12 protein-coding genes are annotated in these 12510 nt (G+C 46.5%); 8 read left to right on the forward strand and 4 right to left on the reverse strand.

What is annotated here, in order from left to right; genetic code table 11:
- Positions 1 to 16 precede the first annotated feature (16 nt).
- Together ACLIN2_RS15625 and ACLIN2_RS15630 are read right to left on the reverse strand one after the other, a co-directional pair.
- Positions 17 to 1489 carry a spore germination protein gene (locus ACLIN2_RS15625; RefSeq protein WP_327929162.1) on the reverse strand — a complete coding sequence of 491 codons (1473 nt, stop codon included), beginning with the start codon at positions 1487 to 1489 and terminating at the stop codon, positions 17 to 19.
- Between the two features lie 147 nt (positions 1490 to 1636).
- Positions 1637 to 2482: an oxidoreductase gene (locus ACLIN2_RS15630; RefSeq protein WP_327929161.1), complete on the reverse strand. Its 846-nt coding sequence runs from the start codon at positions 2480 to 2482 to the stop codon at positions 1637 to 1639.
- A gap of 495 nt (positions 2483 to 2977) precedes the next feature.
- Between ACLIN2_RS15630 and ACLIN2_RS15635 the strand changes: the two genes are divergently transcribed.
- The gene (locus tag ACLIN2_RS15635) at positions 2978 to 3427 is read left to right on the forward strand and encodes a MarR family winged helix-turn-helix transcriptional regulator (RefSeq protein ID WP_122922662.1); all 450 of its coding nucleotides are present in this window, start codon (positions 2978 to 2980) and stop codon (positions 3425 to 3427) included.
- 355 nt (positions 3428 to 3782) lie between these two features.
- Here the strand turns inward: ACLIN2_RS15635 and ACLIN2_RS15640 are convergent, their stop codons facing one another.
- Complete coding sequence (locus ACLIN2_RS15640) at positions 3783 to 4148, reverse strand: winged helix-turn-helix transcriptional regulator (RefSeq protein WP_122922661.1); 366 nt, start codon at positions 4146 to 4148, stop codon at positions 3783 to 3785.
- A 124-nt stretch (positions 4149 to 4272) separates the two neighbouring features.
- On the opposite strand from ACLIN2_RS15640, the gene ACLIN2_RS15645 reads away from it, so the two are divergent.
- The 3 genes from ACLIN2_RS15645 (at position 4273) to ACLIN2_RS15655 (ending at position 6807) form a co-directional block, all read left to right on the forward strand.
- On the forward strand, positions 4273 to 4641 hold the full coding sequence (locus ACLIN2_RS15645; RefSeq protein WP_122922660.1) for a DoxX family protein: 369 nt from the start codon (positions 4273 to 4275) through the stop codon (positions 4639 to 4641).
- A 41-nt stretch (positions 4642 to 4682) separates the two neighbouring features.
- Entirely contained in the window at positions 4683 to 5762 is a 1080-nt protein-coding gene (locus ACLIN2_RS15650) for an LLM class flavin-dependent oxidoreductase (protein ID WP_122922659.1), read from the forward strand.
- 88 nt (positions 5763 to 5850) lie between these two features.
- Positions 5851 to 6807 carry an SDR family NAD(P)-dependent oxidoreductase gene (locus ACLIN2_RS15655; protein ID WP_327929156.1) on the forward strand — a complete coding sequence of 319 codons (957 nt, stop codon included), beginning with the start codon at positions 5851 to 5853 and terminating at the stop codon, positions 6805 to 6807.
- A gap of 409 nt (positions 6808 to 7216) precedes the next feature.
- Here ACLIN2_RS15655 and ACLIN2_RS15660 read toward each other — a convergent pair whose 3' ends face one another.
- On the reverse strand, positions 7217 to 9106 hold the full coding sequence (locus ACLIN2_RS15660; protein ID WP_411501494.1) for a helix-turn-helix domain-containing protein: 1890 nt from the start codon (positions 9104 to 9106) through the stop codon (positions 7217 to 7219).
- A gap of 150 nt (positions 9107 to 9256) precedes the next feature.
- Here ACLIN2_RS15660 and ACLIN2_RS15665 point away from each other — a divergent pair, with 150 nt between their 5' ends.
- The 4 genes from ACLIN2_RS15665 to ACLIN2_RS15680 all read left to right on the forward strand — a co-directional run bounded on the left by ACLIN2_RS15665 (position 9257) and on the right by ACLIN2_RS15680 (position 12510).
- Positions 9257 to 9703, forward strand: coding sequence for an ABC transporter substrate-binding protein (locus ACLIN2_RS15665; protein ID WP_411501495.1), 447 nt, complete (start codon positions 9257 to 9259; stop codon positions 9701 to 9703).
- Complete coding sequence (locus ACLIN2_RS15670; RefSeq protein ID WP_411501496.1) at positions 9687 to 10184, forward strand: ABC transporter substrate-binding protein; 498 nt, start codon at positions 9687 to 9689, stop codon at positions 10182 to 10184. Before ACLIN2_RS15665 ends, ACLIN2_RS15670 begins: the two co-directional genes overlap by 17 nt.
- 114 nt (positions 10185 to 10298) lie before the next feature.
- Positions 10299 to 10712, forward strand: coding sequence for a hypothetical protein (locus ACLIN2_RS15675; RefSeq protein WP_411501497.1), 414 nt, complete (start codon positions 10299 to 10301; stop codon positions 10710 to 10712).
- 214 nt (positions 10713 to 10926) lie between these two features.
- Positions 10927 to 12510 (forward strand): ABC transporter substrate-binding protein, encoded by a 1584-nt coding sequence (locus tag ACLIN2_RS15680; protein WP_411501498.1) that lies wholly within the window; start codon positions 10927 to 10929, stop codon positions 12508 to 12510.

Below are 12510 nucleotides of genomic sequence, written 5' to 3' on the forward strand. Positions count from 1 at the left end.
CCTGTCCTTGAGATTTTTATTCGTTGTCGTAGCTGTTCGGATTGTCTTTTTGAGGATGGACCTTATACCTTTTCATCGAAACGGGCCGAAGAAATCCTGGGCGTAAATACGTATACTCTGTCGAAGCGCGAATGAAGCTGTCTCGAAAATCTTTATAGCGAAATGGATAGACGGGGGCAAGGTAAGGTGTGCCCAGCGACTGCAATCGGAGTAGATGCCCCAAAATGATGACAAGTCCCATTACGATGCCCAGTCCCCCCCATACGGCAGCCAGTCCGATCAAAGGGAAACGTAAAAATCGAATCGTGTTGGACATTTTATAAATCGGGGTAGTGAACGATGCGAGAGCCGACAATGAAACGAAAATGAGCAAGATGTTGCTTGTCAGAGCGGCAGCAACGGCAGCTTGTCCGATGACGATACCACCCACGATCCCCAAGGTTTGCCCTACTTTTGTCGGCAATCTGGCTCCTGCTTCTCGCAACAGCTCGATTGTAATTTCCAAGAACAATGCTTCTACGACCGGCAAAAACGGCACATCTACTCGTGATTCGATAATCGGCCCCAACAGATTTTTGGGAATGACCGAATAATGGAAGCTTAAAACGGCGACGTAAATCGGGGTTGCCATGACAGAAAAAATAACCCCAAGATAGCGAATCAGCCGAAAAAATGAGCCAAGGATCCACGGCAGGTAATAATCTTCTGGCGATATGAAAAAATCGAAGATAGTCGATGGACCAAACATCACATAGGGAGATCCGTTGCAAAAGATAGCAACTTGCCCGTTTATCAACCCGTATTTGATTCGGTCTGCGCGCTCGGACGTCATAAACTGCGGAAAAATGGAATTGGAGTTGTCTGCGATGATTTGATCGATCAGCGCACTATCAAAAATGACGTCAAAATCAAATTCGGAGAGTCGCTGACGCAAGGTATTGACATGCTCTGGATTGGCAATCCCTTCTATGTAGGCGATGGCGACCCTGGTTTTCGATAAAGAGCCCACTGTTAACTCTTCAAAAGTCAGCTTATCCGATATGATAATCCGGCGGATCAGCTTCAAATTGGTATCGATATCTTCTACAAATCCAACTTTCGGTCCGACAACGCTATATTCATTTTCAGTGTTGTTGTACTTTCTGGCGCCACTTTCCTGATCTTTTATGTTTACCAAAACACCTTCATCCAGGTAGCTGTCCAGCTGGATAAAGATATAGCCTTTCGTCAAATGTTGTGTGATTTCATCCAGGTCTGATGAGATGACTAAATCCTGGATGGGTATTAATGTGCGAAGCTCGTGGACAGTCTGTATGTTGTTTGTTGTATTTTGAAAGAAGGGGAGCAGATCGTGATGCAATTGTTCATTGCTGATCACGGATTGGTAATAGGTTAAATGGACTACATTGCACTTCGTTCGTACCTTTTTCTGAGTAAAATCATGGGACTTCGAAAGCTTTTGCAAAGAATTGAATAGCGTATCTTGCATAGGGAACCACCTGCCAGTATCTGTCCAATCATATGGTTACCAATCCAGTGCTTGGGTATTCAAGAAAAATGGCTCGATGGAGAGGACAGGTTCAAAACAAAAGCGATCACTCCCCAAACGGTAAAGGGAGTGATCGCTATGGATGGTTTACTCGTCAAAGCCTGTACTTACAGATACGTGCTTCCAAGCCTCCATATCTGCTTGGAGATGCTTGATTTTGGTGGCAACCATTTCAAGTGTATCTGCACCTAGCATGAGGCGGAGCGGTGGATTCTCTACAAAAGCAATATCAATCATGGCTTGAGCTGCCTTTTGAGGATCGCCCGGCTGCTGCTTGTTTGCTGCTGACATTTGGCTACGCATGCTGCCTACGGTCTCTTCATAATCAGCAATCACATTCTCTACGCGAGCAAGAGATTCTCCCGCAAGAAAATCCGTTCTGAAAAATCCTGGCTCTACAATCGTCACATGAATCCCCAAGGGAGCAACTTCTTGCGCGAGTGATTCTGAAAGACCTTCAACAGCAAACTTCGTTGAGCCGTAAACCCCCCAGCCGATAAAGCCAAATTGACCACCGATGGAGGAGAGGTTCAGGATGTGCCCGGAACGCTGCGCTCGCATGTAGGGCAGTACCGCACGAGTAACGTTAAGCAGTCCGAACACATTGGTTGCAAAATTTTTCTCTACTTCAGCCGCACTCGTTTCTTCGACGCCGCCCAAAATGCCGTAGCCTGCATTATTTACCAGCACATCGATTTGCCCAAATTTCTCGATAGCTGCTTTTGCTGCAGCATGGGCTTGATTTTCATCTGTAACATCAAGTGGGAGCACTAGAAGCTGTTCAGAGCTATGCTGGAGTGAATCCGTGATGGCTTCTGGCTTACGTGCAGTCGCAACGACCTTTTGACCCTGACTAAGCAGTTTTTCTACCATGAGTCGTCCAAAACCTCGAGAGGCACCAGTGATAAACCAAACTTTTTGGGTAGATGACATTATTTATACACTCCTCATTCCTAGCGAATTTATGTTAGAAGGCTGCATAAGTAGGAAAGCATTTGCAGCGAGCTATGCCTCAGGCGATCGTGCCCTTATCTAGAATTTCTCTCGCACCGAAGTTTTATAAAAGCTGGAGACGAAAAAGGAACCTCATGCGCTTCTTGTAACAATATAATTGCGTGCACATGCAATTTATTTCGTCTGAGAATATTATTTCAGCTCCCGACTTATTAAATGCAAGGCTACATCATGAGAAATGATCACTCCTTATTCAAGAGTTGAATTTTAGTTGCTTGCACATGCAACTGATGTTTATATTACGGACGATCTGTCTCCTTGTCAACTCTTTTTGAGCGTCATCTGTGGACCTCTCCGTTTGCATCTTAGAGAAAAGCATTTGAATCCAGCTAACTCAATTGATAAAATCGGGTTACCAAATAATTTGCTTGTGCACGCAATTTTAGCGAAGTAAGACTGAAAGAAGGTTTCATGATGCGAAGGGATCGAATCGAAGAGTTTTTGAAGGAATGTCTATTCTTTACAGTGAAAAAGCTGGACCGAATTCTTGATAAGCTGGCGGAGGAATCATTTCGGTCAACGGGGCTTTCCCCAACCTATGGTTTTATCATTTTGGCTGTCCATGAGAAACCGGGTATTTCTCAAAAAGAACTTGCCGAGCTCCTGCATACTGCTCCGTCTACCATTACTCGCTTTGTGGAGAAGCTGCAATTCAAAGGGCTTTTGTACAGTGAGCAGTCTGGAAAGCACTCCTTGCTATACGTAACGGAGGAGGGAGTAGCCATGCTTGTTAAGATCAACGAAGCGTGGGACGATCTCTACAGGAAGTATGCAGATATAGTAGGGGAAGACGAAGGAGACGGGCTGGCCAAGCAAATTGATGATATCGGAGATCAATTGTCAAAAATGAACAGAAATCGCTAATAACCATTCCCTCGCCAATACTTGGACACTTGGCGAGGGTTTTTATTCGGTGTAACGGAAGCCAGCTTTCAAGTGCCTTTCACGCTGCAATGAGCAGATCGTGAGGGCATTTTTTGTTTCAATAAGCTCCTGGCAATTTGCTTAGGTTACATAAATGTATCCTTGACACATAAATGTACCTACTTCTCAATTGATTGGTTTGAAAACATAATGACTATGCGGATATCGAATAACGATATTCAGTCCATATACAGAGGAGGGAGACGCAACCATGAACAACATAGTAAGACATGAAAAAAGCTGCCCCAATGCCAAAGGTATGGCTTTTGAGACAGCTGGAGGTTCACGACGTTTCTTACAGGCTTTGCCTAGTATCTTCAAGGATCAGGCTCGATCTTCGCACACGCATATGCTCTGCATGAGATCTTCCCCATTGATGTATCGAACTTAATACAGGCTCAAGCGTACGGCCGTATTCGGTGAGCGAATACTCAACTTTTGGAGGAACGACCGGGTAAACAACACGCTGGATGATATCGTGCTCCTCCAATTCACGCAATTGTGAAGTCAACATTTTCTTCGTAATGTCGGGAATCCCTTTTTGCAGTTCGCTAAACCGTTTCGTACCGTGAAACAGATGGAATAGAATGGAACACTTCCATTTCCCGACAATTACATCCAGCGCCGGATCTAGCGCACAAGCCTCCATTGTGTGCTCCATATATCGCACGCTCCTTGTTGGATTTCTAGGGGTGTTGATGACGTCAAAACTATTCACTGAAAAACCGGAAGAAACGCATCTATCTTATCATTCGAAGTCAATAAAAAATAGGGGTGTAAACAGAATGACGACACTTTCCATCATTATTCAAAGTCTGTTAATTCTCATCTTCCTTCTTGCAGGAGGCAGTAAGCTTGCGGGGGCAAAGGCTCAAGTAGAAGCTTTCAATCATCTGGGCCTGCCTCAATGGTTTCGGGTCATTACCGGTCTTGTCCAATATATCGGGGTAACCGGTCTCATTATCGGTTTTTGGCATCCATGGGTAACAGCTTGGGCAGGAGTTTGGCTCGCTATTACGATGCTCTTTGGCTGCATCGCTCATCTGAAAGTGAAAGATCCTGTTTCCAAAACAATGCCGGCCTTTGTACTCGGTGTGATCGCAATCATTTTGGTATTTATCAATATAGATGGTATCCGTTATCCGTTCTCCTAAGAAAACTTACTACCATCTGAAGTGTGAAAGAAGGGATCCTGATGAACATCGAGCCAAAACAGGCTGACGTTACCGCATCTCGCTTTGAAATAGGGCTGTACACGTTTGGCGATCTTGTTCCCAGTCAGGATGATGGAAGAAGGATCAGTGCAAGGCAGCGTTTACAGGAAATGGTAGACGCTGCTGTACTGGCCGATGAGTCCGGGCTTGATATTTTCGGAGTCGGGGAGCATCACAATCTTGATTTTGCAGTATCTTCCACGTCCGTTATTTTGGCAGCCATTGCTCAGGCAACCAAAAGAATCAAGCTGACCAGTGCGACGACCGTACTGAGCACGATAGATCCTGTCCGTCTGTTCGAGGATTTTTCTACGCTCGATTTAGTGTCGGGCGGGCGAGCAGAAATCATTGCCGGACGTGGAGCATTTGTCGACTCATTCCCTTTATTTGGATATCGCCTAGATGACTACCATCGTCTCTTCACCGAAAAATTGGATCTGCTCCTGAAACTGGGTAAGGAGGAACGGATTACATGGAGCGGTCAGTTCCGCAGTGCGCTCAATGATGCGGAAATCTCTCCACGACCTCTTCAGCCCGAGATCCCTGTATGGATCGGTGTCGGCGGAACACCCGAAAGTGCGGTGAATGCCGGAAAACTCGGTGTAGGCATGGCAATAGCCCTATTAGGTGGAGAACCAGAGAGGGCTAAGCCTCTAGTCGACCTGTATCGTCTCACCGGTCGAGATCATGGTCATGACTCGTCGAAGCTTCGTGTAGCTGTCTCGAGTCATGGTTACGTAGCGGAGACCTCGCAGCAAGCCAGGGATGAGTTTTATCCGTATTACAGCCAATACTTTTACCAATTTTCTGGAAAGAGGACAGGAAGAGGGAGAATACCTCGTTCCGATTTCGATTATTCCGCGAGGCAAGCTACAGTACTTGCCGTGGGAAGTCCGGAGCAGCTAATTGAAAAAATATTGCATCAACATAAGCTTTTTGGACATACCCGATTGATGCTCCAAATGGATATCGGGGGAATGCCCTATGAGAAGGTAGCAAAATCAATTGAATTGCTGGCAACCAAAGTCGCACCTGTTGTGCGCCGCGAGCTTGCAAAATAATGAATCTTGTCAAAGGAGCTAGCTTTCACCGTTATAAGCAGTCTATTCACTTGGGTATAAATGAGCATCATTGGATGGAGGGGAAAGCATGCAGCAGCCGCTAGAAACAAACTACACTGCACGAACAACTGCAGAAGAAGTGATCAAAAATAGTCGCTTGCACGGAAAGGTCGTCATTGTTACCGGTGGGTCGGCTGGACTAGGATTGGAAACGGCCAAGTCCTTGGCAAAAGGGGGGGCTACCGTTATCGTTCCGGCAAGAAACATCCGGAAGGCGAGAGAGGCATTATTTGAAGTAGAGAATGTGGTGTTATATCCGGCTGAATTCGATTTAAACAAAAGAGACACTGTCGAATTGTTTATCTCGTGGTTTCAGGAGCATTTTCACACATTGGACATTCTCATCAACTGCGCTGGAATTATGGCCATTCCCTACCAGACTGATTCTTTGGGGAATGAGCTGCAAATCTCCAGTAATTACCTAGGGCACTATTACTTAACAAAGGGGCTCTTGCCGTCATTAAAGAACGCAAAGGGCGCTAGAGTGGTGAATCTTTCCTCTCGTGCTCACTGGTTTGGGCCCTTTAACTTCGATGACCCAAATTTTGCAGATACCCGCTACGATAAGTGGATCGCGTACGGGCACTCGAAAACGGCGATGTCTTTAATGACCGTAGCACTCGATATGCTTTATCAAGCGGACGGGATTCGTTCGTTTGCCGTGCATCCGGGAAGTATTGTTACCAATCTCTCTGATTCCTTAACGGACGAGGAAATGAGGGCTATCGGTGCGATTACAGCAAGTGGGGAACGAAGATTTACAAGCTACAACGACGAGAACAAAACGATTCCAGAAGGGGCGGCGACGATTGTTTGGTGCGCGGTAAGTTCAGATCTGGACGGATATGGTGGCGTTTACTGTGAAAATAGTGATATTGCAAAAGTTGCCCTCGATGAAAGCAATCGGGAAGGCGTGCGCCCGTGGGCAATTGATGAAAAGCTAGCGCTAAAATTATGGAGAGAAACACCGGTATTATTCCGTTGATCGCTTAGCCCATGACAATCGAGCCAACAGTCTTGGGAATGCAGGATACGAAATACAGTCAGCAGCTGAGATAATGGATGAGGCTATACTTCAAAAGGTGGAAAGCTGCGGCGCTAGGAGCTTGGCCTTTTGTGAGCGCACGAGAATTTGCGGAATATCTGCTTTCTGACCACATAGAGAGGTTTCCGAGCAGGTCATTTCACACGTAGGTTAAGACCGTAGAATAATAGGAAGAAATAGGCACCCCTGACAAACGGAGTGGATTCACCTGAATGGTGCGTCCAACGTCGATACCGAGGGGTGCCCTCTTATTTTTTGTTTCCTGTACACACAGCAGGGCTAGCAAGATAATAAGTAGATCTCTCTTTATGAGAATGCTCATACCTAGAACCTAATTCGTTCATCTGCTTCAAAGGTAGACTGTCGTCTCTCGCGTAAGCCGTTCTTCTATCTCTGTCTCCAACAGCTGATAGATCTCAATGGCGATACTGATATCGAGAAACTGCCTCTGGTTTGCCAGGGATATCCCTAAAATTTCTTCCATTCTCTTTACACGATAAATCAACGTATTCAGGTGGATATTGAGTGCGCTTGCTGTTTCTTTCATCTTCAGGCTATGATCCAGAAAGGATGTGAGCGTATGTAAAAACTCTCTTTTCCTTGATTTTTCATAGCGCAGCAGTGGCCCTAAGTTCTCTAAGACGTAGTCCAATAAATCTTCTGTATCATTTTGGAGCAGCAGCCGTTTGCTCCCCAGCTCCGGGTAACTCAAATAGGGTTGCTCCATTTTGTAATTCTTCAAAAAGGAGACGCAGCGAATGGACTCCTCCGAAGATTTATAGACATCTTTAAGACCCTTTTTGATGCCTCCAATCCCTATCGATGCCTTCAGCCCCCAATTTTTTATGTAGATGGCAGCTGCGAATCTTTGGCATTGGTCTTCAATAGCACTTCGAATGTCCTTCCAGGATTGATTACTCGCAAAAGAGAGCAAGACCACTAATTGCTCCTGCTTGGCTACGATCATTCCAAGGGGATGCGTCTTTAGAAAGGAGTCTGTAGCGATCTGTATGAGATTCCTTCGAGCGGCAAGCAAGCGATCGTAAAAGTCAGTGGATTTACGTCGATCATTTTCAAAGTTGATTGTAAGCACTTGATAGGATCGGTGAGGGTCCATATGCAAATGCTTGGCTTGTTCGATTAAGCGGGAGCTGATATGGCCTGTAAAAAGCTGTTCAATAAATTGCCCTCTCAGATTTTGCTCCGTTTCAAAGACGGCTTGCTCCTTAACCAATTCAAAAGAGATGACCGTACATACGTGCTCGAGAGCGGCCATGTTCACTTCGTCCAGTGGCTTTTCGCTGAGAAGCGCGAGATAGCCTAAAAAATTCGGCTTGGCGCCTATCGGGAAAACCATGCAGCCATTGGGCGTCTTCCTAGTGCCAAAAGGAGGATAGGCCGCTCCATGCGTCAAGGCAGATGGAATCGAGTGCTGAATGGTTTCCAGCTTGGTTTTTGCCTGATATCCCAATTCCGTGAAGGCAGGGGCGGAAGACAGGATTTCTCCCATTTGATCCAAGAGAATGATCGGCTGCTCCATGAGATGATTCACATGATCGAGGATTGCGCTCACGCCTTCTCCTTGCAAAACAAGGGCTGCCAAGCTTTGATGTATCTCCAATGATCGGTTTAGTAGATGATTTTGCTTCTTCATCTGGGTATTCAGCGTTTCCAGCAGCTCAACCGATTTTTCTTTGTCCCGGTATAAATTGGCTTTTTCCAAAGCGATCGCAGCTTGATGCGAGATGGCTTCCAACAGCTGCAGATCTTCGGGTTTAAAAGAAGCATCTGGTCGAAAGCAGTCCAGAGTGATGACGCCGATACACTCACCGTTGGACATGATAGGAGCGCTCGCTGCTGAGGTGGGAAAGATCGGGTCAGCCTCACGCAGTCTCTGTTGATTGGACGTAGACATGGTACTTGCCGCTCGCTGCACACTGTCGCGATCGGGAAAATGCGTGCACGTTTTTCGAAGAAAGGTAATGCCTGTCATCGATTCGCCAGGCTTGAGGCGAACGACAGAAAGCACGTCATTGTCTCGGAGAAAAACGCTTTTTGCAACCAAGTGGTCATCTGTTGGATCGTACAGAAACAGGAAACCTTCATCAGCCGCTTCAATAACAGCGAGCGTTTCTTTCATGATGGTATTGAAAACAACGTCCAGGTCAAGCGTGGAATTAATCGCGTTGGACACCTGGATCAACATCTGCAATTGTCCGTGACTCAGATCACTTTTCATGTGGCCACCTTTACTAGAGAGAGGATGGGAAAAGCGGGCTTACCTGGTAGGGACACCCATCTCTATTATAAAAGAACTTGGATCATCCTCTCTTGATTTTCGTAGAAAACATGCAGAGAGAAAAAGAGGGGATTATCAAGGAAACGACGTTTGAGGATTCAGGAAATTACCACACCGGACGACAATACAGTAGTCTTCAAGCTCAAGCAAAATGACTCCGCTCTCTTGGGATACTTGTCTTGGTATGGATGCTTTATCATGCCCAAGCATTTGTATGAAGGAACAGATTGGGGAACGAATCCTGCGAACCAAAAACCCGTTGGGACAGGGCCGTTCAAGTTTGTCGAGCATCAAAAAGGAGTCAGCATCACGTTGGAAAGAAATGACGAATATTGGGGCGATGTGCCGTACTTAGATCGGGTGGTCTATTCGATCATGTCGGACTCCAATACAGCGACGCAGGCTTTGTACAACAGACAGCTGGACTTCCTGGGAATCGAGCCACCCCTTGCCGAGGCAGAGCGATTTATGAGCGACCCGCAGCTGAAGGCAGGCAAGCAGAATTGGCCGTCCCGCTTCCATGTCGCTTTTAATTAACGTCAGTGAAGGACCATTTGCCAATCTTAAGCTGAGAGAGGCTGTGGTTTATGGCATCTACAGGGATGAAGTCATCAAAAAGGCGCTAAAAGGAGTAGGACTGAGTGCGAAGACGGCCATGACGCCTTTGTACCAATGGGCGTTAAATTCTACGGATGTCTATCCGGATCGCGATGTCGAAAAAGCCAAGAAGCTGATGGAAGATGCCGGCTACAAAGCGGACAGCAAAGGGATGTACCTAACTGCCACACTCGATGTCTTTAATTCCGAGCCGTTCCCGGATATCGCGACGGTACTCAAGGATAACTTAAAGGACATCGGAATCGACGTGAAGATCAATGTCATGGAAGGCGCTGCTTGGGACGAAAAAGTATGGAATAACAAAAACTATGAATTTACGCTCCTCAGCGGCTACCAAGGGCCGGACCCAGGTGAACTGTATGGTAGATTTGCATCTGAAGGTACGATGAACATCATGTAGTACTCCAATCCGAAGCTGGACGAAAATCTGAAGAAAGGTGCTGCTCTGGTAAAAGAAGATGAACGGGCTCCTTTCTATAAAGAAGCGCAAAAGCTTCTCGTAGCGGATAAACCGATGGTGCCGATTGCGGAACAAATTGTGATTCTGGTAGAACAGATGATTACCTTTACCAAATCGGCAGAGGGTGCCAAACGTAAATGGGCAGAGGCACCGGAATTCGAGCTCCCAGCGAAGGTTTCCGAGGTCTTGGATAACACTGTCATTGCACGGTTTTACAACAGCTTGTCGGCGGGACTGATCGCTCGCGGTGCAGAGTACGAGATGGAAAGGCTGAAAAAGGAAGGAAATGCCGAAGAGCAAGCTTTGGCAGACCTGGAAGACGCGAGAAACCGGGCAGCAGCCTATCTAGTGAAAAGCTGCGACAAGCTCGAGCAAGACCTCGACTACACGGTCGTTCCGATTCAAAAGCTGGTGCAGATTCAGATCGAGAGTGGTTTGATCGTAGCCGCGCGCAGGCTGCGAGCATAAATATCCTTTTGTTGTACAAGCAAGATTTTAAGAACTCCAGCTTTTTGGGGTTCTTTTTTTATTTAGAAGGATACGGTCTACCTAGCTTTTCGTGTAAAACATACAAGTTTTGTAAGCGAAATTCATAGAAACATACGTAGAAAGAAAAGCCCTCTTTGATAAAATTTAATGTATTCAGAAAATTTAATTAGCAATTGATAAGAGGGGGATTGAAATGTTACGGAAGAACCAGACACTGCTGTACTTGTTTTTGTTCGTTGCATTACTGCTTACAGCTTGCACACCTGAAACAGCGGGTACGACTCCCAGTAACCCACCGCCCACTACCCAGCAAGCAGGCAGTAGCGAAGCCCCCTCAGCCCCGCCCAAGCAAGATTTGGTTATCGGCTTTGAAGCAGATGCAGCCACGATGCTGGCGAACACCGATGTGAACTACGTGACCGACATTCAGATCCGCAATATCTATGACCCACTCATTGATCGGGACAAAGATGGCGCGCTTATTCCGGTACTCGCTACGGAATGGAAGAATATCGATCCGCTGACCTGGGAGTTCAAGCTGCGAGAAGGAGTGAAATTTACCAATGGCGAGCCTTTCAATGCTGAGGCTGTCAAATTCAACATCGACTACATTTTGGATGAAAAGAACAACTCGTTCTATCGCTCGAGATGGAAGGATATCAAAGAAGTAAAGGTCATCGATGATCATACGGTGCAGATTATAACCGTTCAGCCATTCCCGACCCTGCTGCTCCGCATTGCTGATGATTTGCTGATCATGGCACCCAAGCATACCCAGGAAGTTGGTTTGGAAAAAGCAGCGACCGATCCGGTTGGGACTGGTGCCTACAAGTTTGAGAAGTGGACAAGAGACGAGTCTCTTCAATTGGTAGCCAATGAAGAATACTGGCAGGGCGCACCTTCGATTAAAAAACTGACGTTTAAAATCATTCCTGAGTTCAGCGCACGTTTGTCTGCGTTCCTGAGTGGAGAAATTCATCTGTTTAAAAATGTTCCCGTAGACTCGGTAGATCGGGTGAAAAATAGCGAAAACGGCAAGATCGAGATGGTAGGATCGTCAAGGATCAACTACGTTGCCCTAAATACGTTCTACGATGGTCCACTCAAAGACCAGCGGGTACGCCAAGCGATTAACTACGCCATTGACGTGGATGAGCTGTTGAAGTCGGTACTGAACGGCAATGGAACGAAAATGACGGGTCCATTATCCAAGGTAAACGCCGACTACACGGAAACGAAAGATTATGGCTATGACCCGGACAAGGCGATTGCCCTATTGAACGAAGCCAATATCGACCCGAAAACCTTGAAGCTGCAGCTGGATACGCCAAATGGTCGTTACCCCATGGATACGCATGTAGCCCAAGCGATTGCATCGCAGCTGCAAAAGATCGGGATCACGGTAAACGTTCAAGTCAATGAGTGGGGAAATCACCTCGCCAAAATCCGCCAGCACGAGATGAAAGACATGTTTATCCTCGGATGGGGACCTGCTTTTGATGCCCAAGGTACGATAGAAAATCTGTTTACCGAAAAAGCGCCTTACAGCGGATTCTACGATAAAGAAGTAGAGGGCATGATTCAAAAAGCGCTGCCTGTGTTTGATCCAGTAGAGCGCAAAAAAGGATTTGACGAGCTGCAGAACAAGCTGGTAGAGGAAGCAGCATGGGTCCCGCTTTGGCAGCAAGGCGATTTGTATGCCGTAGACAAAAATCTGCAGTTTACTCCGCGTGCGGATGAAAAATTCGCTGTGTTCGAAATGAAATGGGCCAAGTAG

The sequence above is a fragment of the Brevibacillus centrosporus genome (assembly GCF_046622605.1).
Classification (GTDB): Bacteria; Bacillota; Bacilli; order Brevibacillales; family Brevibacillaceae; genus Brevibacillus; species Brevibacillus centrosporus.